Raw genomic sequence first — 22,968 nt, 5'->3', positions numbered from 1 at the left:
TTTGCTAGATGATTCAGATCGCGTTTTTGATCTTTGTCATTGATGGTTGCGATTGGAGTACGGGTGCAGCAAAAGTGCGGATTGATCGCGAAGGGAAAAATTTGAAAAATCGTGAAGCAGTTGGAAGTTCAGAACATTCGTTCGATTGGGATTAATCTGTGGGAAAAAATCCGGCGTATCAACGCGTTAAATCACGAGGAATTTTGGCACCGATTCAAACACAGAAAGAATTTCGACACGCGCGTAGATCGCGCCAAATTCTGTTAAGCCGAGGCTGCCGGATCAGCGCCGTTTTGATTTTCAGAAAAAAAACGCGCATCCACTTTGCGCCAGGTGGCGAGCGCCGCCCGCGAGTGCAGGCTTACGGTCAGCTGCGAAAAGTCATCCTGCGCGGCACGCAGGGCGGTCAACCCCTGATGGGCAGCAATTTCATGGGGAAAGCGGTTGGTACCGGCGCCGAGTGCTGGAAACAGCAAGCGGCGCAATCCGCGCTCCTTGGCGAGCGCCAGCACACTTTCATAACACGCACGTAATTGCGCCACGCCCTGCGCGCCCCACTGATCACCGCTACTCCACTGTGGCGTGACTGTATGGATCAGATGATTCACCACTAGATTGGGTGCGGCGCTAATCCGGGCCTCGCCCACCGGGCACTCCGGCAAGTGCGAGCATTCACTGACCAGCTCGTCACCGGCACGATCATAGATCTGTGCGGACAGCCCGCGACCCCGAATCAGGTGCTTGTGGGCGGGACACACCAGTGCATCTGCCTCCAGACTGAGAACATCTTCACAAATCAGTAGCAGCCGTCCCATGACCCTCTCCGCGCCAGCCCCATTCGCCTTTAATATAGCCCGCTGAGCGCCCGGTGTTAGCCGGCGGGAAACACACGGCCAATGGAAGTGGCCGAACAGAGTACTGGCGATACCATGGAAATCACTGCAGCACCCACCAACGAACTCTTGCACAACGACAGCGCCGATCCGATCGCGCAGGCCCGCGCCCTGGAACTGCGCCGACGGATCCAGGCGTCTGGCTATATGCTGATCTTTGCCCTCGCCATTACCGGCGCCATGGGCGTCATTGCGTTAATGTCCGCGGATGTGGTGCTGTCCGCAACGCTGTTTGCCGTTGCCGGGATTATCCTGCTGTCGTATGTGGGCGTGAACGTCGCCGGCCCCAGTCGCAAGACACCGATGCTGGTGGGCGCCTTGCTGCTGGTATTGTTTTTCTATCTGTTACTGTCTGGCGGCGTGAATAACACCGGTTTGATGTGGGCGGTGATGCTGGTGCCGGGCTTTATCAACCTGTACGGCTACAAGTGGGGCACGATAACCCTCGGCGGTGTCGGCGGCGCCACCGCGCTGATCCTGTTCTACCCGGACTTCCCCGGGCTGCTGGCTGAATATGACACCGCGCACCGTGCGCGCTTTATCGCCGTATTCGGTGCCCTCACCGCGCTGACCGCAATCCTCGACAGCAGCCGCCACCAGACCCAACAGATGCTGCACAAGCTCACCGCGGAGCTGGAAAACCATGCCAGCACCGATGCCCTCACCGGGCTGGCCAACCGCCGCGAAGCCTACCGCGCCATCGATGAGATGGAGCGACGCAACCGTGAACTGGCAGGGCGCTATACCGTACTGATTGGCGACCTGGACAGCTTCAAGGCGATCAACGACACCTATGGCCACTGCTTCGGCGACCGCATCCTGCAGGACGTCGCGCAGACACTGCAGGACAATACCCGCGCGGATGATATGGTGGCACGCTGGGGCGGCGAGGAGTTTCTGATTTTGCTGCCCAATACGGACGTGCAGGGCGGCGGCATACTGGCCGAAAAGCTGCGCCACAAGGTGGAGGCGCTGAGCGGCCAGTACGAAGAAGATGTGAAAATTTCTATCAGTTTCGGCGTTGCCGAAGGTGGCAGCAACGCCAAGCAGAGCCAACTACTGGCGGAAGCGGATTCCCGTCTGTACCGGGCCAAGGACAGTGGTCGCAATCAGGTCATCACCGCCTGAGAACGGCAACCGCTGCCTCGGTCACAATACGTTAAGCGAGATGCTCCAGCAGCTTCTGCTTAACGTCTTCCGGAATCGGCGCCTTGGTCTGCTGCGCATAGTCAAAGTGCACCATCACACAATCCCCCTGCGCTACCAACTTGCCTTTCTGCCACACTTCCTGATGAATGATCATTGAGGTATTGCCCACGTTACTCAGGCTGGTGCGGATCTCCACCGGCGAGTACAGGTAGATCTGCGCGACGAAATCCACATCCATTTTCTTCAGGATCAGGTTCCACTTCTGCAGATCCAGCGTGGGATTGAACAACTCAAAGATCGGTGTGCGCCCCTGCTCAAACCACACCGGTACCACGGTGTTGTTGATATGCCCGAGGGCGTCGGTTTCGCTGAAGCGGGGTTCGATCTGAAAGCTGAACATGAAAATCCTTGCAAAGTTTTGTGTTGTTTTGCGAGAGCCTACCGCACTTTCTTTTCTAATTGTTCTTTTCAGAAAAATTCCGCTTTTACCTCCCTGTCGGGGTGGGACACAGACGCACAAGCCTGCGTAAAATGCGCCCCAGAATTTCCTGCGCGTCAATGACAAAGGCTGTCGCGCACATGACTGTTTACCACCATATTGGTCGCCGAATTAGCTGTTTACTTATTTATGAGCCAGAAAACCAAACGCCCCCTGTATATCCCCCACGCCGGCCCCTCGCTGCTGGAGATGCCGCTGCTGAATAAGGGCAGCGCTTTCACCCTACAGGAACGTATCGAATTCAACCTGGTGGGCCTGTTGCCCAACAATGTGGAATCCATCAGCGAGCAGGCGCGGCGCGCCTACCATCAGTACCAGCAATGCAGCACCGACCTGGAGCGCCATGTCTACCTGCGCGCAATTCAGGACGACAACGAAACCCTGTTCTTCCGACTGATCGAACAGCATATCGAAGAGATGCTACCGATCATCTATACCCCCACCGTGGGCGCGGCCTGTGAAGAGTTCTCCAATATCTACCGCAATCACCGCGGTTTGTTCGTGTCCTACCCGGACCGCAAGCATATGGACGACATCCTGCGCAGTGCGACGAAAGAGAACGTAAAAGTCATCGTGGTCACCGACGGTGAGCGTATCCTCGGCCTGGGCGACCAGGGTATTGGCGGCATGGGTATTCCCATCGGCAAGCTGTCCCTGTATACGGCCTGCGGCGGCATCAGCCCGGCCTATACATTGCCAGTCACCCTGGATGTGGGCACCAACAACCGCACCCTGCTGAATGACCCCATGTATATGGGCTGGCGCAACGAGCGTATTTCGCAGGAGGAGTACGATGAATTTATCGAGGAATTTATTGCCGCGGTGAAACGTCGCTGGCCCAAGGTGCTGATTCAGTTCGAAGACTTCGCCCAGAACAACGCCATGCCGCTGCTTAACCGCTACCGCGATGAAGTGTGCTGCTTCAATGACGATATTCAGGGCACCGCTTCGGTTGCGCTCGGCACCATGCTGGCCGCATGCAAGGCCAAGGAAGAGAAGCTCGCCAAACAGAAAGTGTTGGTGGTGGGCGCCGGATCCGCCGGCTGTGGCATTGCCGAGCAGGTGGTTTCCGCCATGGTCGGTGACGGGCTCAGCGAGAAAAAGGCCCGCGAGCGCATCTTTATGTTCGACCGCTACGGTCTGGTCACCAACGAAATGAAGGGCCTGCACGACTTCCAGGAAAAGCTGGCACAGAGCACCGAAAAATATCCGCAGTCGCCGGAGTGGGACCTGCAGACCCTGATCGAACACGTGAAGCCCACCATCCTGATCGGCGTATCCGGCCAGGGCGGATTGTTCACCCAGCCAGTGATTGAAGCGTTGCACAAGGGTTGCAAGCGCCCGCTGGTAATGCCGCTGTCCAACCCCACCTCGCGCGCCGAAGCCACGCCTCAGGAAGTGCTGGAATGGACCCAGGGTGAGGCGATGGTGGCCACCGGCAGTCCGTTTGATCCGGTAGAAGTCGACGGCAAAAAATACCCCATTGCCCAGTGCAACAATGTGTACATCTTCCCGGGCGTCGGCCTCGGCGTGATCGCGTCCAATGCCAACCGGGTGACCGAGAACATGCTGATGGCGGCCTCCAACGCGCTGGCGGAAAACGCGCCGGTGGTAAAAGAGGGCAGCGGTGCGTTGTTGCCGGCGATGTCGAACATTCGCGAAGTGGGCAAGGCTATCGCCATGGCCGTCGGCCTGCAGGCACAGGAAGATGGCGTAGCGCCGGGTATTACCCAGGAAAAGCTGGAGAGAAATATCGAAAAGAATTTCTGGTCGCCGAACTACCGCCGCTACCGCCGGGTTGCCTTCTAAGGCAGCCCACCGCCACTTGTGTCTGGCCGCACCTGCGGCCGGACCATTTATTTCTTACCGTTTTTTTTCTTTTTCTCGCCGTTTTTTCCCGAATCCTTACCTTCCTTGTTCACCTCCTTGTTCAGCGCATGATATTTCTTGCGGATACTGTCGATATCCACGGTGGGCTTGGGAAATTTCATCTCCAGTGACTGCAGCGCGCGCAATACGATTTGCGATACAACCAGGTTTCGAAACCACTTCTTATTCGCCGGAATGACGAACCAGGGCGCGTGTTTGGTACTGCACTTTTCCAGTACATCTTCGAATGCCGCCGTATAGTCGTCCCAATACTGTGCCTCAGAGTAATCCGACTCACTGATCTTCCAGTGACGCGCGGGATCGTCGATACGCTTTTTAAAGCGCTCCAACTGCTCATCGGCATCTATATGCAGATAGAACTTGAGAACGGTAGTGCCATTGTCGGCGAGCAACTTCTCAAAGTTATTGATGTGCTCATAGCGACCGGACCAGATTTTTTTCGGTACGATGTTGTGCACCCGCTGAACCAGTACATCCTCATAATGCGAACGATTAAAAATCGCCGCATGGCCACGCCGCGGCGTCACCTTGTGACAGCGCCACAGGAAGTCGTGCTCCGACTCTGCCGTTGACGGCTGCTTGAACCCGGTTACCGTACACCCCTGCGGGTTCATAAAACCCAATACATGATTGATGGTGCCATCCTTGCCCGCGGCATCGCGCCCCTGCAGGCAGATTAACAGCGAGTGTTTGTGTTCGGCGTACATCAGATACTGCAATTCACGCAGTTTGCTCTTGTATGCCTGCGTCACCGCAATCGCTGCGTCTTCATCCTTGATATCGCCATGGTACGAGGCATCAATTTTGTCCAGGTGCACCTTGCTCCCGGGTTTGACACGGAAATCGTCAAAGTAATCCACTGCTTTTCTCCGGAACTTGTTCTGCACCACCAAGATGCTGGTAGAGCACGCGCTTTACCACGTCGAGCACAAACATCCAGGCAAGCATGTAGCACCACACCAACCCGATAATCACCCAGGGTATTTTCGGCACCAGCCAGCCAAAGCCGCACATCAATACGGCAAGTATCTGGGTGCCCAGAATCGCAATCACCAGTGGCCGCGCCGGCCAGGGTTTTGCGTAAAAGGCGTGGCGGGCGCGCACCACAAACAGCAGCAGGTGACCGCCGGCGACGATCTGTAGAAAGACCACGGTTTGCAGCTGTTCCTTGCTGAGCTCGATCCACGACTGCCACTCTTTATTGCCGAGCCACTCCATACCAATCAACAGAAGCCCAACGGTTTGCGCAATCGCAAACAGCCCCAGCACACCGGCACCAAACAGCAATCGGTGCATTTGCCAGTGCACCGGGCGCGCCGGCTCACGGGTGTTGTCGTAAGCGATGGTCATGATGGGTACATCGTCCAGCAATGCAATCAGCACGATCATCACTGGCGTCAGTGGGGTAAATCCAAAAAACACCGTGGCGATGACTACCACTGCCATAATGTCGAGCGTCATGGCAACGCGAAACAGCATGTAGTTGAGAATACGTACGAAAATTCGACGCGCCTCATCAATGGCGTCTACTACTGTGGATAGACCGGGCGCGGTCAGAATAATCGCCGCCGCTGCGCGCGCGGCGTCGGTGGCACCACTCACGGCAATACCACAGTCGGCCTGCTTGAGTGCCGGCGCATCGTTGACGCCATCACCGGTCATCGCCACCTGGTGATGCTGACCCTGCAGCGCTTTCACAATCGCGTATTTGTGCTCGGGAAACACGCGCCCAAAACCATCTACCTTGTCGACACACTCGATGCTTTTCTGCGGCAGGTGATCGGGATTTAGGTCCTTGGGAAATACATCGGCGGCATTCAGGATATTGGTGCCGATACCAACCTGTTGCGCGATCTCCTTGCCAATGGCGACATCGTCGCCGGTAATCATTTTGACCGCGAGCCCGTGCTCCCGTGCCCTGGCGATGGTCTCGCGGGAATCTTCACGGGGGGGGTCTTCCAGTGACAGGATGCCGAGAAATGACCAGTGATCGCCGCCATTTGCCGACATGGAAACGGCCAGCGCGCGCAAACCATGCTCGGCCAGATCCGCCACGCTCTGTTCAACTTTTTTCGCCGCGTCGCCTTCAAGCGCACACAATTTGGCGATGGCCTGGGGCGCGCCTTTGGCGAAGCTCAGGGCCTTGCCGTCGGCGTCGGTTACTTTGGCAAGCGTGTACTTGGTGACCGGGTCAAAGGGGGTAAAGTCACCGCGGGTATACTTTTTCAGTGCGGAGGGGTCTTTTATTCCGGCGGCGATTGCGCAATCGATGGGATCACTGGAACCGGCCTCCGAGGCCAGCGCAGCACCGACGATCAGGGTGTCTGCATCCTCTGCATCGAACAGTTTTGGTTCGTGCAAGGTGAGCTGGTTTTTGGTGAGCGTGCCGGTCTTATCGGTACACAGGATATCCACGCCCGCGAGCTCCTCGATCGATTCGAGACGCGACACAATGGCTTTCTTGCGCGACAGCGCCAGTGCACCCAGTGCATTGGTCACAGTAACCACCGACGGCATGGCCACAGGAATCGACGCAATTAATAGCACCAACACCAGACGCAAAATATCTACCGCGCTGGACCAGTGCCAATCCTTCGCCACCACAATGTCGTGGTAAAGCTCGTAGCCCACCAAAACCAGCGCCAGCAACAGGCAGAAGAAAATCAGGAAGTCGCCGATCTGGGTCATGGCGCGCTGTGAATGCGACATGCCTTTGCCGGCACTGGCCACGAGTTTGGCGGTGCGCCCGAAAAAGGTATTGCTACCCGTGCCGATGACCACGGCACTCATGGCGCCGCGCTTGGCAATACTGCCGGAGTAGCCGATGTCGCCCACCTTCTTATCCACCGGCAGGGACTCGCCAGTGAGCGCGGCCTGATCGATGCTAATGAAGTCACCATCGATAAAGCGCACATCCGCGGGCACTATCTGCCCCAGACGCACGCGTACGACATCCCCGGGGACCACTTCCGCCGCATCCACCGCCTGATAGTCACCATCGCGCAGCACTTCGGCCTTGGGTGCCATACCGGCTTTCAGCGCAGCGAGGGCACGGGAAGCCTTGCGCTCCTGCCAGAAGCCAGCAATTGCGTTATACAGCAGCAGCACGCTGATAATCGCGAAGTCGGCCCAGTGGCCGATGATCGCCGACAGCAAGGCGGCAGCTTCGATCATCCACGGTATCGGGCCCCAGAAATAATGCAGGAAGCGGCGCCATGCACTTTCTTCTTTCTCGGTGATGGCGTTGGGACCATATTTTTGCAGGCGTGACTTGGCATCCGCACCGGTGAGGCCCTGAGCGGACGAACCCAAAGTGGCAAAGACACTCGCCAGATCTGCCTTCTCCAGATTGACCTGATCAGCTGTGGCGGAGTCGCCGGATGCAGCAGTTGTCGGTTTCCCGTCACCGGGAGAAGTCGAAGTAGCCAAGGTTTCCCCAGATCACCATACACGCCAGCTACCGCGAAAACGGCGCCATATAGTTAATCTAGCAGCTGAGGATGGTTTTGCTGCCCAAGGGCATACGGGAAGAAAAAATGCCGCCTTGGGCAAAGGCGGCATAAATGGGGCAACTCGCAGGTGCTCAGGGGGTGAGCACACTAGGAGGGAGAGACAAAAGACTGCAAAGGGGGTCTGTGTTTTGTCTCGGGGATTTCTACGCGGCATACCGCGGGTTGGATTACCAATTCGGTGAGTTTTCTCCGAAAATTTTTATCCGATAAAAAACCCCGCCAAATGGCAAGGTCTTTCATATGGAATTTTTCAGCGCTCGCGGACCGTGTTATTCCACGACGGGTTCCAAACGGTAAAGCCCGCCATCGTTGCTATCGTTTAACAGATAGAGATAGCCATCCTTCCCCTGGCGCACGTCGCGGATCCTTCCCACCTGCCCTTCGAGCAGGGTTTCAGTGCCCGTCACCTTGTCGCCATCAAGTACAACCCGCACCAGTTTTTCACTGCCGAGCCCGCCGGCCAACAGGTTGCCTTGCCAGGCGGGGAAACGCTCACTGTCGACCAGTGCCAGACCAGACGGCGCAAAGCGCCCATCAAAAATAAACAACGCATCCCGCACGCCCGGCGCCGAGGGTACGCCAATGGCAGCCTTACCACTGTATTCAAAACTTTTACTCACGGTCGGCCAACCGTAATTAACACCGGGCTCAATCAGGTTGAGTTCGTCGCCGGTGCGCGCGCCATGCTCACTCGCCCAAATACGGCCGTCGGCAGTGACCGTCATACCCTGAATATTGCGGTTGCCATAACTGTAAATTTCATCATGGCCGCGCTTGTCGCCAGCAAACGGGTTTCCGGCTACCGGCGCGCCGGTGTCGCTCATGCGCAACACACTGCCGGCATGGTCTGTAAGGTCCTGTGCACGCTCGCGCACCACACCGCGGTCGCCAATGCTCATCAGTAAGGTACCGTCCGGTAGCCACGCCAGCCGCGAGCCGTAGTGGCGTCCCGGGGCAGAGTAGCGGTCCTGCTCGAACACCGGCTGCACATCGACCAGTCCCTGCTCAATGAGCTTGGCACGCACCACCGCGGAAGCCGATTCCGCGCCATCCGTAGACGGTTTTGAATACGTCAGGTAGATCCAATCGTTGGTGCCATCACCAAATTTGGGATGCAGTACCACATCGAGCAACCCGCCCTGTCCCTTGGCGGAAACTTCCGGTACACCGTCCAGATAGGTGGTCTTGCCATTGTCTATGAGTGCCAGGCGCCCACGACGCTCGGTCACCAGAAAACGGCCGTCCGGCAACTGTGCGACTGCCCAGGGGTGATGCAAATTTTCGGCAAGCTGCACGATGCGAAACGCCTGCTGCTCGCTGGCAATATTTTTCTCGATGACTTTTTCCGCAAGTGCTGGCATTGCCAAGCAGATCGCGGCAGCGACGAGACCGGTACGCAAATAACTGACCGGGTTTACCATAACGATTTCTCCATAATTCTTGTCCGGGGCAGAATAAATTTTTAGTCCCTGTATATGCGGCGCTTTTTTAGAGTTGGCTCAGGGCTGGCTTGGCATTGGACCAACACTGGCAAAAAAAAGCCGGGCAAAGCCCGGCTTTTTCGACATATCCTCGCGAAGATTAAGCGTCGGTATTGGCTTGCTTCTGCTCTGCAATCCAGTTTTCTACACGCTTTTCCAACAGCGGCAGAGGCAGGGCGCCGCCACCGAGAATGGTGTCGTGGAAACCGCGGATGTCGAACTTGTCACCTAGGGTTTCTTCGGCCTTGCTGCGCAGCTCTTCAATTTTCAGCATACCGATCTTGTACGCGGTGGCCTGGCCCGGGTAGGTCAGGTAGCGGCGTACTTCGGAACGCACAGCAGCCTCGGGAATGGCAGAGTTTTCCAGGAAGTATTCGACCGCCTGATCCTGGCTCCAGCCCTTGGCATGCATACCGGTATCCACCACCAGGCGGATGGCGCGCCACATTTCCGCGGTCAGGCGACCGAAGTCATTGTAGGGATCCTGGAACTGACCCATTTCCTTAGACAGTTTCTCCGAGTACAACGCCCAACCCTCGAGGTAAGCGGTGAAGAACGCATTGGTGCGGAACTTGGGAATATCCTCCAGCTCCTGCGCAATAGAGACCTGCATATGGTGACCGGGGTTACCTTCGTGGTAGGTCACGGTTTCCATATCCGCAGTAGACAGCGCGCTCATATCCGACATGTGCACGTAGTAGGTACCCGGGCGGCTGCCGTCCGGTGTGCCCGGTACGTAGTGCTGGGCACCACCGGCGACTTCGCGGAATGGCTCCACGCGCTTCACGATCAACTTGGCTTTGGGCAGGATACCGAAGTACTCCGGCAGCTTGGCTTCGATATCGGCGAGGAAACCTTCCACCTTGTCCAGATACTCCTTGCGACCTTCATCGGTGTTCGGGTAGTAGAACTGGTCGTCGGTGCGGATAAAGGTGAAGAACTCTTGCAGGTCGCCATCAAAGCCGACCTTGTCTTTAATTGCTTCCATTTCCTTGCGAATGCGCGCGACTTCATCCAGACCGATCTGGTGTACCTCTTCCGCGGTCATTTGCAGGGTGGTGTGGTTGGCCAGGCGGTTGTTGTAGTAGCTGTCGCCGTCGGGCAGGTGGGAAACGCCCTTGGGCACCTCATCCGCATTGACCTTGTCTTCCTGCAGCCACGCGATGTACGCGTCATAGGAAGGCTTCATTTGACTGGTGAGCGCGGTTTCTACCTGGGCCAGCAGGTCTTTACCGGTAGCCTCATCAATGGTGCCAGCTTCTTGCAGAGCGGCAATCTTCTTCTTCGCATCCGCCATCAGCGGCGCATCGTCACCATCGCTGAACGGCTTGCCGGTGGTGACCTTCTGCGCGCGTTCGATGGCCAGGTCATAGGTAAACTGCGGCGGGCGGATTTCCTTGTTCGCGGATACCTTGGCGCGCTCCAGCAACTGGCTTAACGCCGTGCTGATGCCACCGATACGGGTGATGTAATCGCGCATGTCCTGCTCGGTGTCCACCTTGTGCTGATTAATCAGGAAGGTGGGGAACTGGGACTCCGGGCCGCCCAGCTCGCTGGCGAAGTAGCTGTAGTCCCAGAAAGGTAGGTTGGCTTTTTCCAGATCGTACTGCTGGATCCACAGGTCGTAGGACTCCTTGCCTTCGATGCTCAGCTTGTCGTAGTCAAACTGCTGCTTCATCTCGTCGACGGTGGCTTTTTTCCACGCCAGCTGGCTCTCGGCCGCGGCTTTGGTCATATCGTCGATTTCGCTGTACAGCTCTTTGCGGCCCAGGTAGCTCAGCTGAGTAGGGCTGAATTTCAGCTCTTCTTCGTACTTGGCATCAAACCACTCGGTCAGGCGCGCGGTTTCATCTTGCTGACCATCTTCAGGGGTCAGCGGCAATTGGGTGGCCTGCTCACCGGATTGAGTGGCATTCGCCTGTTCAGCTTGTTTCTTGGGGTCTTCACCCTGCTGGCAGCCGGCGACGGCCGCCGCAATAACCAGACTCAGGAGCGCTTTGCGCATAGTTTCGCCTCTTTGAAAGTACTACTCAGTAAACGGATTGATAGGAAAAGAATAAGAAAAAATTAGCCCGCCAAGATGGCAGTGCATCACAGGTTCGTCGATACCTCTGCGACGAAATTGCCGTCACACGGGATAAACAGCGGCCCTCAGCGCCCTGGCGGATCTCATTTTGGGCCGGCTTTGGTCGCTATCTTTGCGCTGTCCCCCGCGACAACATGCAGCTCCCGCTGTGGGAAAGGGATGGAAAGCCCCTCAGCTTCCAGAGCGGGTTTGAGCTGCTTCATCAGCGCCCAGTACACATCCCAATACTCTGCGGTTTTCACCCACGCGCGCATGTGTAGATTAACCGCACTATCTGCCAGTTCGCGTACCGCATAAGCAGGCTCCGGGTCCGCCAGGATGCGCGACTCGTCAGCCACCAGCTGCCGCAGGACACGCATCCCGGTTTCAATATCATCACGGTAGGCGATACTGGCGATTAATTCGATGCGGCGCTTGGGGTTGCGGCTAAAGTTGGTGAGCGTTTCACCCCACACTTTGTCGTTCGGAGCGGAAATACGTAGGCCATCCGGTGTATCCATTTCCGTAGTGAACAGGCCTATCTTGCGCACGGTACCGATGGTATTACCGAACTGAATGGTTTCACCGACCCGGAACGGGCGCAGCCCCAGCAGCACGAAGCCTGCGGCAATACTCTGTAACGTGTCCTTAAGGGCGAGGCCGATTGCCAGGCCGGTGGCACCTAGCAGAGCCACCAGTGAGGTGGTGTTCGCACCGAAAATATCCAGCACCACCAGGCCACCGACAACATAGGTAGCCCATACCGCAAGCGTCTCAAGTACCGGGACCAAGGTTTCGTCGATACCGCGCTCACTGAGGCGGCCTACCGCGCGCGACACCAGCTTTGCAGCAATCCAGGTCACCACCAGTGCCAGCAGCGCCCAGAGAATATTCGCTCCGACGGCCGTGAGAACTGGGCCGAGCTCCTGCAACTGCGCTTGTAAGCTTTCCATGCGTTGTTTCCCTTCTACGGTTTAGTCGCTAGCGCAGATCTATTGAGGGGCCGAGAGAAAGAAATGCTGCACCAGTTGTAAAACCAACAGTATCGCCACCAGGATAAAGATAATATTTTGACGATTCACCCGTGTTTCCCCTGAAGTTATTTTGTCTGTGGAAGCTGCAACAAACCTTCGGCCACCAGCCAGTCGCGGGACTCGGTCAGCATGTCTTCGAGGCTTACGCGGCTTTGGTAGCCCAGTTCTTGTTCGGCGCGGCTGCAATCGGCCAGAGCGCGCCCGGTCAGCATGGTTGCCTTTTGTGGGGTTACCGCAGGCTCGCGCCCACTAAAGCGCGCGGCGATATCGGAAATGCGCGCGAGCGTATGAATTGCCAGCGCCGGCGTGGTGCGCTTGGGCGCAGGTACCCCGACCAGCTTCGCGATGATGCCGAAGAACTCCAGAAAGCTGGCATCGGTACCGGCGAGAATATAGTTCTCACCACTGCGCCCGCGATGGAAAGCATTGATGTGCGCGCGCGCCACGGCACCGGCATGACAGAAAGACCCTGCACCCGGCGGCACACCCGGCAATTTATTTTCTGCCAGCATAAAAAATGTCTGCGCCCAGCTGGAGACATCGTACTTGCCGACAATGGCACAGGGGTTGAGGAACACTACATCCAGTCCATTGGCCGCTTCGCGCAACACGGCCTGTTCCGCGTGCATTTTTGAATAGTGGTAATGGAAGCGCGGGTTGGTGGCGAGCTTGGGGCTGGCTTCACTGATCACATCGGAGTGGTAGCCGTAGGCCGAGATTGAACTGGTGACGATCATGCGTCCACGGCGGGCATCCGGCTGTGCCGCGAAGTGCTCACGCGCGGCTCTGGCCAGGTTTGCCGAGCCTTCGACATTATCTTGCCACTGCTGTGCATCGCCACCGCGCCACATACTGGTGTTGCCGGCCAGGTGAAACACCACATCGAGTTCTTGCGGCAGCGCCGCACGCAGCGACTCGATATCCCCCAGCGACGCCGCCACCGGCGTGGCACCCAACGCGCGCAAGCGCGCCGGGTCCGAGCTTGGCCGGTGCATAGCGGTCACCTGCCAGCCATCGGCCACCAGCTGTTCAATCAGGTTGGCACCGAGAAAGCCGGTACCGCCAGTCACAAATGCGCGCATGAATTCCCCCCGGAAGCGGGGCGCAGGCCGCGCCCCAAAACACTGAGATTACTCGATCTCGAGTCCCAGTTCATGGGCAAGAAACGCATACTGGTTGGTAAAGTCTTCCACCTGCATCCACACCGGCTTGCCGGCACCGTGACCGGCACGGGTTTCAACGGCGAGGTAGATGGGGTTATCGCAACCCTGATCCCGCTGCAGTGCGGCGGCAAACTTGTAGCTATGCCAGGGGACTACGCGGTCGTCGCGGTCGGCAGTGGTGATCAGGGTGGCGGGGTAGCAGGTTCCCTTCTTGGTGTTGTGCACGGGGGAGTAGGCGTAGAGCGCGGCAAACTCGTCTTTGTTTTCCGATAAGCCGTAATCGCTGGACCACTGACGCGCGTTGGCCGAAGCGGTGTGGTAGCGCAGCATATCCAGTACGCCGACGATCGGCAGGGCCACCTTGAACAACTCAGGGCGTTGCACCTCGGTCGCACCGACCAACAGCCCACCATTGGAGCGGCCCATAATGCCGAGCTTCTCCGGCGAGGTGACCTTTTCGTCGATCAGCCATTCGGCTGCGCCAATAAAATCATCGAACACATTTTGTTTTTGCAGCTTGGTACCGGCCTTGTGCCAGGCACTACCGTATTCACTGCCGCCGCGCAGGCTCACCATGGCCAGGGTGCCGCCCATATCCAACCAGCCGGCAAAGCGGGTGTAAAAACGCGGCAGCTGCGCGGCATTGAAGCCACCGTAGCCATACAGCAGGGTGGGATTTTGCCCGTCCTTTTTCATGCCCTTTTTATGCACCAGGAACATCGGCACACGGGTGCCATCCTGGCTGGTAAAGAAGTGCTGCTCGACCACATAATCGGAAAAGTCCGCCGGGTACTTGGGCGCTTTGACTTTTTCGCTCTTGCCAGTGGATACATCCAGTTTGTAAATGCTCGGCGGCATCAGGAAATTGCTGAACTCGAAGTAGGTTTCGCTATCTTCCGGGTCACCATAAAAACCGGTCACGGTGCCCACGCCGGGCAGTTTGAGTTCGTACTGCTGCTTGCCATTCAGATCGGTTACCACCACCTTGGATTTTGCATCTTCCAGGTAATGCAGTACCAAGCGGCCGCCCACCAGGTTGGTGTCTTGCAGGGCGTTCTTCTGTTCCGGTACCAGAATTTTCCAATTGGCTTTTTCTGGCTTGTCCAGGTCAATCGCAATTACGCGACCGTTGGGCGCGCCGGAATTGGTTTCGAAATAGAACGTTTTGCCACTGTTACCGAGGAAGGTATACAGGGCATCCCAGTCGTCCAGCAGTTTCACAACGTCGGCGTCGGGCTTGGTCAGGTCTTTGTAGTAAATACCGTTGCTATCGTAGCCATCGAAAATTGGCAGCAACAGATATTTTCCGTCATCTGTTACCTGCGCACCGGGATTGCGAGTGGGGTGGTCGGTGATTTGGTATACCAGCTGATCCTTGCTTTGTGGTTCACCGATTTTGTGGAAGTAGATCGCCACCTGTTTGCTGTCGTCGGCACTGCCGTCCTTGTTGAACGGGTAGCGGCTGTAATAAAAACCCGATTCGTCTTTGGCCCAGCTGGCGCCACTGAATTTAATCCCGGTGAGGTGGTCCGGCAGCATGCGGCGGGTTTTCAAATCGCGCACGTGGTAGTCGGTCCAGTCGGTGCCACCATCGGAAGTTCCGTAGGCGAGGTAGCGGCCATTGGGGCTTACGGCATAGCGTTTGGCCGCGATGGTGCCATCATCACTCAGTGTGCGCGGATCCAACACCACACCACCTTCCTTGTTGATGTCGGCGGTACTATAGAAAACACTCTGGTCCCAGGTGCCATCGTTGTATTGATAGAAGACCTGCCCGGCCTTCTTGTAGGGTACCCCGTAGCGTTCGTACTGCCACAACTCGGTCAAACGGTCGTTGATCTTCTGCCAGCCGGGCAACGCTTTCAGTGCAGGCAAGGCAAAATCGTTCTGGGCCTTTACCCAGTCTTTTACCGGCTTGGTCTCCTGATCTTCCAGCCAGCGATAGGGGTCACTCACCTGGGTACCAAAATACGTATCCTGCTGCGCAACCGTGGCCGTTTTCGGGTATTGCTTCGCAGGTTTATCGCTGTTCGCGGCGATGGCAGCCACCGCGGCAATCACAGGAATGGCGGCCCCCGCGATCAGGGTCAGGGCAGTTTTGTTCATCGGAATTTCCGGTTTTTTATTGATGATCAGTGAGCTAATCTAGAAAATTCGCCGCCGCGCATCCAGCGGTCATCAGCATTTTAGAAGAGGTTGTCGATGAAGGGCCTGATTCAACGGGTAAAACACGCGAAAGTGGAAGTCAGTAGTGAATCTGTCGGCGCCATCGATCACGGTATTCTGCTGCTTTTGGGTGTGGAAGCCAGCGATTCCGAGGATACCGCGGACAAGCTGCTGCACAAGGTGCTGCACTATCGCATCTTCGGTGACGAGCAGGGCAAAATGAACCTCAACGTGCAGCAAGCGGGCGGCGGGCTATTGGTGGTGAGTCAGTTCACCCTGGTGGCGGATACCGCAAAGGGGCTGCGCCCGAGTTTCAGCCGCGGCGCCAGTCCGCAACAGGCCAACGAGCTGTATGAATACTTCCTGCGGCAGGCACGCGCGAAAATGGCCGCTGAGCTGCCGGTGGCAGGCGGTCAGTTTGCCGCCGACATGCAGGTATCACTGTGCAATGACGGCCCGGTGACTTTCTTGCTCGAAGTCTGAGCTGCACTTGAGCCGAGGATGCGCTTGGTCAACGCGTCCAGGCGCGCCTTGCGCTCGGGCTTGGGCAGCGCACCCAACTGTTCCACAGCCCGATAAAACGCTTCCCAGTCACTGCCGCTGTCCCGATATAGCTGCACAAATGCTGGCACCTGCGACTGGTACTCGCTGACCAGCGCCAGGGTGGCGTTATTGGTTTTCTCAATCATCTGGGTGAATTTTTTGTCCTGGGTCCAGCCTTCCGATTCCTTGCGGTAGCAATAACGCAAACGCTGCAGGGTTTGCGCCTTGCGCTGGCGCTTCTCCGGTGCACTCAAATTCGACGCGTACAGCGCCTGCAACTGCCGGCGCGCGCTCACCATCAAGCCATTTACCCGTCGCGCCTGTTCCACGTTGGCCACCTTGGGCGCGGGAATGCCATTGCGACGCCGCCAGTCCGGTAGCGCGATGCGCGAGACCGCGGTGGCAAAGCTTTCATTGAATTGCGTATCGCCACCGATATACAAACGCCGGTGCGCCAGCTCGTGAAACAGCAGACTGGCGAGGCGGTCCGGCTTCCAGTCGACGAAGCTCGACAACACCGGGTCATCAAACCAGCCCAGCGTGCTGTAGGCGGGAACCGGGCCCAGATACGCGTCGTAACCCTGTGCCTGTAAACGCCGTTCCTGGACCTGCGCATCGCGCTTGTTGAAGTAACCGCGGTAGCTGGCGCAGCCGGCAATGGGGTAACACCAGCGCTTGGGCGACAACGAAAATTCCGGCGCGGCCACCAGGTTCCACAGGGCGTATTCCTGCTCCAACTGGGTAAATTCGCTGTAGGCCGAGCCGACCGGTAAATGCAGCTCGCCTGCGGCGTAGGCGCGAATCGATTGCACCCATTCGAGCTGGCGACGCAGTTTGGGGTCGGTTTCCTCATCACGCAGCAGGCGATCTATAGGCTTGCGCCCGGCGAGGATCTTGAGCTGGCCGGCGGCGGCCTGGGAATAGAAATGCACCGTTTCACAACCGGCCATCAGCATTGCTGTTGAGAGTGCCACCAGCAACGACGACAGCCGCGTGAAGCGACGCCAAATACGCGCCCCGCGGAACAAACCGGCTAGGTTTATGGTGAGAGAAAAGGTTTTTATCTGGGAGTCGTCCATGCCGCCCGTCGCTGCCGTTTCGCTGGTATTTTCGCTGGTGCTCGGTGTCGTGTTATGGATTTATTTGATCCGGCTGAGTGTCGCCCGCTCCAGCGGCATGGGTGTGGTCGCGCTACTATTGCCGCCACTCGCGTTCATTCAGCTGTTAACGGATCCGGAACACCGGGAGCAACTGCTCGTGCTGTTTGTATCCATTCTATTGTTCAGCAGCATAGCCGCTCTCGAGCGCTAACGGCGCGACTTTGCTCGCCAAACTGACGGGATATTTCGACGGTCACGGACCACAGCCAAAGTACTCCACTTCCTCGCCGACAAATCGGCCTTCTGTAAGGTAACTCACCACCTGATCAATGACCTGCTGACTGCCCGTCAAACCGTTGTGGGTTAACGGATAGGTGACGCGCGCACAAGTGCCCTCTACATAGGTACTCGGCACACCGACAATGCCATCGTCATTGCCGTCAATAATTGCAGAAAACAACGGGTTGAACGAGCGCGTGCCGGCGATAACCCCCAACGGGAAGCGCACCGGGCCGAGGCGACTGGGCAGGCTGCGCTCATCGATGCCCATCTGATTGCCCGCCGGGCCGTTAACATCCTTGATGATTGGGATGCACGAGAGGAAGTTCCCCAGGCGACTGCCTTGATTGGGTGGGCCAAGCATCACCGCGCGCTCGATAACACTGGCATCGCGCTGATCAAAATACTGGCGCAACAACAGGCTGCCCATGGAGTGGGCAACGAAATAGATCGGCGTCGCGCCTGCTTTTTTGCACGCCGCCAGACCACGGGGGACGGTCATCTCGGCGAGGGTTTCAATGGGATGCTTTTTTGACGGGTAGTCGAGATTAACGGTGTAAAAGCCGGTTTCGCGCAGGGCGTCCTCGATGTCCGTCATCGACGAGGCGTCTTTAGTAATACCGTGCAGAAGAATGGCGCAGGGTGTGGGTGCGAGTGCGCCTGAAGAGGAATCCGGGAGTGCTGGTGACGCGGAGGGCGCCTGTTGTGCCGCCATGGGCATCGACATTAGCAGCGACAAAATAACCGAGACGATCGCGCCGAGAATTACGCCTGCACGCCGCACTGCTCTTTTCGTCATGTCACCATCACCGTTTGCGTAGGCCCCTGCCGAGGCAACTTTGCCTCGCATAAGAACATACGACAAAACGGTGAAAGCAGATGGCTGCAGCCGGTTACTGGGCCTCTATTTCTTCGGGTTTGCCGCGTTTTACCCAGCGGCCGAAGAAAATCCCGACTTCAAACAGAATCCACATGGGCACCGCAAGCAGGGTCTGCGAGATGACGTCGGGCGGGGTCAGCAGCATGCCCATGGCAAAGCAGGCAACGATCACATAGGGGCGCTTGCGCGCCAGATCTTTCGCGGTCACCGCACCACTCCAGATCAACAGCAGGGTGGCGATCGGGATTTCGAACGCGAAGCCAAAGGCGAAGAACAGCTTCAACGCCAGGTCGAGGTAACTGCGGATATCCGGCAACACCTTGATATCCGCATGAGCCGAGCTGATAAAGAATTCGAAGATCAGCGGGAACACCACAAAGTAGGCAAACGCCATCCCCGCGTAAAACAGGAAAATACTGGAGATCATCAACGGCGCGATCAGACGCTTTTCATGCTTGTACAGGCCCGGCGCGATAAATGCCCAGAACTGGTACAGCACAAACGGGATCGCCACAAAAAACGCCAACACGAAAGTGGTTTTAAACGGCGTCAGGAAGGGCGAGGTCACCTCGGTGGCAATCATGCCCGCGCCTTCGGTAAGGCGCGCCTGCAGCGGATCGGCAACGAAGTTATAGATATCGTTGGCGAAGGGCACCATGCAGGCAAAGATCGCCACCACCACCAGCAGCGTCTTCAGCAGGCGGTCGCGCATCTCAATCAAGTGCTCGATAAACGGCTGGTCTTTCTCACTCATTGACGTTTGTCTTCCGGCTCGGTGGGACTGTCAGTGTGCGGCTGAGGTGACGCCTGCTCGGCAGACGGTGCGGGCTCGGCCGGATCGAGGCGATCAACTTCTGCCCAGGCCGCATCTTCTTCGTGCTTGAAGTGATCCGGGTGGTGCGGGTTCAGCTCGGGCTCACCGTGATCGTGCAGATGCTCGGGGTAATCCGGATCTTCCAGCTCTTCCTCTTCTTCCGGCAAATGGTCGTCGTCGAGGTTGCCTTCGGCGAGCGCGCGCTTGTCTTCTTCCGGCAGGTAGTCCTCTGCCTGCCGCAGCTTGTCCGCTGCGGGATCCGGTGCGGAGGATTCGGTGGCTGCCTCCTTGGCTTCCACCGCTGCCGGCTCCGCATGCGCGGCGGCATCTTCTTTCAGTGCCTGCGCCTGGGCTTCTACCGATTTCAGATCCTTTTCGAACTTGCGTTCCGCTTCACTGAAGGTGCGCTCCATCGCCTGCTGGCTTTCGCGCAACTCTTTCAGCACCCGCTCGTTGTGCAGTTCGCGCCGAATATCATCGGCGCCCACTTCGCGCTCAAGCTCTTCCTTGGCGCTGCCCAGGGTCTGCTTGATCTGGGTCCACCAGCGCACGGTGGTACGCACCGCATCGGGCAGCCGTTCGGGGCCAATGACCACCAAACCCACCACCGCGATTAACAGCAGTTCAAAAAATCCGATATCAAACACGCGCTACTCGCTCAGTTAACGACGGATGCAAAGCAAAACCGATAACCGGCCTTACTTGTCCTGGGACTGCTTTTCTTCGGTAGAGGTTTTCTGCTGCGGTTTGCTGGCTTCGTCTTTTTCCAGCAATTCCGGATCCTTGTCCTCCGCGTCCTTTTTGTCTTCTTCCTTCATGGCTTTTTTGAAGCCCTTTATGGCACCACCGAGGTCGCCGCCGAGGTTGCGCAGACGCTTGGTGCCGAAAATCAGCAGGACGATGACCAGCAAGATCAGCAATTGTTGCCAGCTAATACCCATAAGAAATGCTCCTGATTCAATCTTGAATTCGTATGTTCAATGCACGCCGTCAGTCTTGGCTGCGTGACGCTTTTTCTTCGAGGCCTGAAAGGCCGAATCGACGCCCCAGCTCATCCAGTACCGCGCGAGAGTCCGCGCCCAAATGGTTGAGCATCACCAGGGAGTGAAACCACAGATCAGCGGTTTCCGAAATCATCGCCTGGTACTCGTCGCTGTCGGCGCCCTTACCCTCGGCGTCCTTGGCGGCAAGCACCAGCTCGGTGGACTCTTCACCCACCTTCTCCAAAATCTTGTTCAGCCCCTTGGCGTGCAGGCTGGCGACATAGGAAGAGTCGGCATCCGCTTCCTGCATGCGCATACGCAGGACCCGGTCCAGTTGTGTCAGCATATTACTCATGACGCGGTCTTCTTCTCCCCTGAATAGATCTCTTTCGGGTCGGTGATGACCGGCTGGCGAATCTGCCACTGGCCGTTTTCTAGTACCTGATAGAAACAACTGGTGCGACCTGTATGGCAGGCGATGCCGCCGAGCTGCTCTACCAGCAGAACAATGGTGTCGCCGTCGCAATCGAGGCGCATCTCGCGCACCAACTGTACATGGCCGGAAGACTCGCCCTTGCGCCACAACTTGCCGCGGGAGCGGGACCAGTACACCGCGCGCCCTTCCTCGGCGGTTAGGCGCAGGGATTCGACATTCATCCACGCCATCATCAGCACGCGGCCAGTTTTAAAATCCTGCGCAATGGCAGGCACCAGACCGTCGCTGTTCCAGCTGACTGCTTCTGTGAAATCAGTTTCACTCACCGTACGCATTCCTTACTGCATTCGATATTGTAGGCTCATGACCCTCGCCTGAAGGCCGGAGTGTGACCGACCTTTCGAGGGCCTCGACAGGACTCAATGAAAAGCCCCACGCCCAATCCTTCAGGGCCACAGCAGCAGCGCCAGCGCTGCCGCACCCATAATCCAACTGGCAGCCGGTATCTGCGCCAGTAACCCCGGTGACGCCAACAGGGCGGCGCCCGCCGCCAGCAAGCCACCGACAATCATCCGCGCATAACGGGTACGCCCACGTTGGCGGCTGCCCGCCAGCTGGTCACTCAGCTGCTGCAGCTGGGGACCCAGCTCGCGCCCCTGCTCCAGGGCGGAAAACGCCATTTGCGGAAGTTGCGGGAATTTTTCCAGCCATTCCGGCCCATATCGCTTAATTTCGCCGACAATCGTCTTCGGATGAATGCGCTCACGCATCCACCGCTCAAGAAACGGATGGGCAGTCTTCCACAGATCCAGCTGAGGATAAAGCTGTCGCCCTAATCCTTCTATATTGAGCAAGGTTTTCTGCAAAAGTACCAGCTGGGGCTGGACTTCCATCTCAAAACGCCGCGCGGTCTGGAACAAACTGATTAACACACGCGCAAAGGAGATTTCCCCCAGGGGCTTTTCAAAGATCGGCTCGCACACCGCGCGAATCGCGGACTCGAAGGCGTTGATTGGCGTATCCCGGCGCACCCAGCCGCTCTGCACATGCAATTCGGCCACCATGCGGTAGTCGCGGCGGAACATGGCGAGGATGTTGCGCGCCATGTAGTACTGATCTTCGCGTGTCAGGCTGCCGACGATGGCGGTATCGATGGCGATGTACTTGGGGCGATCCGGGTGTTCGCGAGACACAAAGATGTTGCCCGGGTGCATATCGGCGTGGAAGAAGTTGTGCTCGAACACCTGCTTGAAGAAGATCTCCACACCGCGCTCGGCCAGCATTTCCATATTGGTGTTCTGCGCGCGCAGCTGCTCCAGGTCGGTTACCGGAATGCCGTCGATGCGTTCCAGCACCAGCACGTTCTCACGGGTATAGTCCCAGTAGACTTCCGGTACATACAGCAGGGGCGAATTGGCGAAGTTGCGCTTGAGCTCGGAGCCGTTGGAGGCCTCGCGCACCAGGTCCAGCTCGCCCTCGATGGTGTGGCGGTAGTCTTCCACCACCTCCACCGGGCGCATGCGCGGGCCGTCCGGCAGATAGCGCTCGATCCAGCGAGCGATATAACGCAGTAGCTGCAGGTCCTGCTGGATCACCTTATTAATGCCGGGGCGCAGCACCTTCACCACCACCGATTGGCCGGGCTCGCCGTTTTCACCTTTCAGGCGCGCACCGTGTACCTGCGCCACTGACGCGGACGCCAGCGGTTCGCGATCGAACTCGGCAAACAATTCATCCACCGGTGCACCCAGCGACGCCTCGATACGCTCGACACACTGGTCAATGGGGAACGGCGGCACATTGTCCTGCAGCTGGTTCAGCTCCAGCACCATGTCCGGTGGCAGCAGATCCGGGCGCGTGGACAGCAACTGGCCAAACTTCACATAAATAGGCCCGAGGTCTTCCAGCGCGCAACGCAGGCGTTCGCCGCGGGTCATGTTTTTCGCTTTACCCGCAGGCAACAGCTTGTAGGGCGCCCACAGTGTGCGCAGCCACAGCGGCTGGTACTCCGCCGGCACCAGTTCATTCAGTCGGTAGCGCAGGAACACCCGCGCGATGGTGAGGCTTCTCGCTAGTGGCAC

The 22,968-nt window shown here is 57.7% G+C and carries 22 protein-coding genes; 5 read left to right on the top strand and 17 right to left on the bottom strand.

Going from position 1 to position 22,968, the window contains the following annotated elements; genetic code table 11:
• Positions 1 to 8 precede the first annotated feature (8 nt).
• Positions 9 to 155, top strand: coding sequence for a hypothetical protein (locus KUV22_RS11320; RefSeq protein ID WP_222231196.1), 147 nt, complete (start codon positions 9 to 11; stop codon positions 153 to 155).
• A 108-nt stretch (positions 156 to 263) separates the two neighbouring features.
• On the opposite strand, the gene KUV22_RS11315 is transcribed toward KUV22_RS11320, so the two are convergent.
• Entirely contained in the window at positions 264 to 815 is a 552-nt protein-coding gene (locus KUV22_RS11315; protein WP_222231194.1) for a macro domain-containing protein, read from the bottom strand.
• A gap of 81 nt (positions 816 to 896) precedes the next feature.
• Between KUV22_RS11315 and KUV22_RS11310 the strand changes: the two genes are divergently transcribed.
• On the top strand, positions 897 to 2,021 hold the full coding sequence (locus KUV22_RS11310; RefSeq protein ID WP_222231193.1) for a GGDEF domain-containing protein: 1,125 nt from the start codon (positions 897 to 899) through the stop codon (positions 2,019 to 2,021).
• Positions 2,022 to 2,052: 31 nt separating this feature from the next.
• Here the strand turns inward: KUV22_RS11310 and KUV22_RS11305 are convergent, their stop codons facing one another.
• A complete protein-coding gene (locus tag KUV22_RS11305; protein ID WP_222231191.1) occupies positions 2,053 to 2,442 on the bottom strand; it encodes an acyl-CoA thioesterase in 390 nt (129 codons plus the stop codon).
• A gap of 228 nt (positions 2,443 to 2,670) precedes the next feature.
• Between KUV22_RS11305 and KUV22_RS11300 the strand changes: the two genes are divergently transcribed.
• Entirely contained in the window at positions 2,671 to 4,350 is a 1,680-nt protein-coding gene (locus KUV22_RS11300; protein WP_222231188.1) for an NAD-dependent malic enzyme, read from the top strand.
• 47 nt (positions 4,351 to 4,397) lie between these two features.
• Here KUV22_RS11300 and KUV22_RS11295 read toward each other — a convergent pair whose 3' ends face one another.
• The 7 genes from KUV22_RS11295 to KUV22_RS11265 form a co-directional block, all read right to left on the bottom strand.
• Complete coding sequence (locus KUV22_RS11295) at positions 4,398 to 5,291, bottom strand: polyphosphate kinase 2 family protein (protein WP_222231185.1); 894 nt, start codon at positions 5,289 to 5,291, stop codon at positions 4,398 to 4,400.
• Complete coding sequence (locus tag KUV22_RS11290; protein ID WP_261319442.1) at positions 5,278 to 7,860, bottom strand: plasma-membrane proton-efflux P-type ATPase; 2,583 nt, start codon at positions 7,858 to 7,860, stop codon at positions 5,278 to 5,280. Before KUV22_RS11290 ends, KUV22_RS11295 begins: the two co-directional genes overlap by 14 nt.
• A 352-nt stretch (positions 7,861 to 8,212) precedes the next feature.
• Complete coding sequence (locus KUV22_RS11285; RefSeq protein WP_222231183.1) at positions 8,213 to 9,364, bottom strand: PQQ-dependent sugar dehydrogenase; 1,152 nt, start codon at positions 9,362 to 9,364, stop codon at positions 8,213 to 8,215.
• 160 nt (positions 9,365 to 9,524) lie between these two features.
• Positions 9,525 to 11,429 (bottom strand): DUF885 domain-containing protein, encoded by a 1,905-nt coding sequence (locus tag KUV22_RS11280; protein ID WP_222231180.1) that lies wholly within the window; start codon positions 11,427 to 11,429, stop codon positions 9,525 to 9,527.
• Positions 11,430 to 11,593: 164 nt separating this feature from the next.
• Positions 11,594 to 12,442, bottom strand: coding sequence for a mechanosensitive ion channel family protein (locus KUV22_RS11275; protein WP_222231177.1), 849 nt, complete (start codon positions 12,440 to 12,442; stop codon positions 11,594 to 11,596).
• A 146-nt stretch (positions 12,443 to 12,588) separates the two neighbouring features.
• Positions 12,589 to 13,605 carry an NAD-dependent epimerase/dehydratase family protein gene (locus tag KUV22_RS11270; RefSeq protein WP_222231174.1) on the bottom strand — a complete coding sequence of 339 codons (1,017 nt, stop codon included), beginning with the start codon at positions 13,603 to 13,605 and terminating at the stop codon, positions 12,589 to 12,591.
• A 48-nt stretch (positions 13,606 to 13,653) separates the two neighbouring features.
• Positions 13,654 to 15,792, bottom strand: coding sequence for a prolyl oligopeptidase family serine peptidase (locus KUV22_RS11265; protein WP_222231172.1), 2,139 nt, complete (start codon positions 15,790 to 15,792; stop codon positions 13,654 to 13,656).
• A gap of 96 nt (positions 15,793 to 15,888) precedes the next feature.
• Between KUV22_RS11265 and dtd the strand changes: the two genes are divergently transcribed.
• Positions 15,889 to 16,335, top strand: a complete 447-nt coding sequence (gene dtd / locus KUV22_RS11260; protein WP_222231169.1) for a D-aminoacyl-tRNA deacylase — start codon at positions 15,889 to 15,891, stop codon at positions 16,333 to 16,335.
• Here the strand turns inward: dtd and KUV22_RS11255 are convergent.
• The gene (locus tag KUV22_RS11255) at positions 16,266 to 17,474 is read right to left on the bottom strand and encodes an aminopeptidase (RefSeq protein ID WP_224918468.1); all 1,209 of its coding nucleotides are present in this window, start codon (positions 17,472 to 17,474) and stop codon (positions 16,266 to 16,268) included. The genes dtd and KUV22_RS11255 overlap by 70 nt on opposite strands.
• Here KUV22_RS11255 and KUV22_RS11250 point away from each other — a divergent pair.
• Positions 17,473 to 17,706: a hypothetical protein gene (locus KUV22_RS11250; RefSeq protein WP_222231167.1), complete on the top strand. Its 234-nt coding sequence runs from the start codon at positions 17,473 to 17,475 to the stop codon at positions 17,704 to 17,706. The genes KUV22_RS11255 and KUV22_RS11250 overlap by 2 nt on opposite strands.
• A 42-nt stretch (positions 17,707 to 17,748) precedes the next feature.
• Here KUV22_RS11250 and KUV22_RS11245 read toward each other — a convergent pair whose 3' ends face one another.
• The 7 genes from KUV22_RS11245 to ubiB form a co-directional block, all read right to left on the bottom strand.
• On the bottom strand, positions 17,749 to 18,573 hold the full coding sequence (locus KUV22_RS11245; RefSeq protein WP_222231166.1) for an esterase/lipase family protein: 825 nt from the start codon (positions 18,571 to 18,573) through the stop codon (positions 17,749 to 17,751).
• A 94-nt stretch (positions 18,574 to 18,667) separates the two neighbouring features.
• Positions 18,668 to 19,408, bottom strand: a complete 741-nt coding sequence (gene tatC, locus KUV22_RS11240) for a twin-arginine translocase subunit TatC (RefSeq protein ID WP_010132022.1) — start codon at positions 19,406 to 19,408, stop codon at positions 18,668 to 18,670.
• On the bottom strand, positions 19,405 to 20,115 hold the full coding sequence (gene tatB, locus KUV22_RS11235) for a Sec-independent protein translocase protein TatB (RefSeq protein WP_222231164.1): 711 nt from the start codon (positions 20,113 to 20,115) through the stop codon (positions 19,405 to 19,407). Before tatB ends, tatC begins: the two co-directional genes overlap by 4 nt.
• A gap of 51 nt (positions 20,116 to 20,166) precedes the next feature.
• Positions 20,167 to 20,409, bottom strand: coding sequence for a twin-arginine translocase TatA/TatE family subunit (gene tatA, locus KUV22_RS11230; protein ID WP_222231162.1), 243 nt, complete (start codon positions 20,407 to 20,409; stop codon positions 20,167 to 20,169).
• Between the two features lie 49 nt (positions 20,410 to 20,458).
• Positions 20,459 to 20,806 (bottom strand): phosphoribosyl-ATP diphosphatase, encoded by a 348-nt coding sequence (locus KUV22_RS11225; protein WP_222231160.1) that lies wholly within the window; start codon positions 20,804 to 20,806, stop codon positions 20,459 to 20,461.
• The gene (hisI, locus tag KUV22_RS11220; protein ID WP_222231157.1) at positions 20,803 to 21,222 is read right to left on the bottom strand and encodes a phosphoribosyl-AMP cyclohydrolase; all 420 of its coding nucleotides are present in this window, start codon (positions 21,220 to 21,222) and stop codon (positions 20,803 to 20,805) included. Before hisI ends, KUV22_RS11225 begins: the two co-directional genes overlap by 4 nt.
• Before the next feature lie 111 nt (positions 21,223 to 21,333).
• A complete protein-coding gene (ubiB, locus tag KUV22_RS11215) occupies positions 21,334 to 22,968 on the bottom strand; it encodes a ubiquinone biosynthesis regulatory protein kinase UbiB (RefSeq protein ID WP_222231155.1) in 1,635 nt (544 codons plus the stop codon).

Source organism: Microbulbifer agarilyticus, assembly GCF_019800665.1.
Lineage (GTDB): Bacteria > Pseudomonadota > Gammaproteobacteria > Pseudomonadales > Cellvibrionaceae > Microbulbifer > Microbulbifer agarilyticus_C.
Note: the sequence above shows the minus strand (reverse complement) of the source record. Positions and strands in the feature narration are given on the sequence as shown.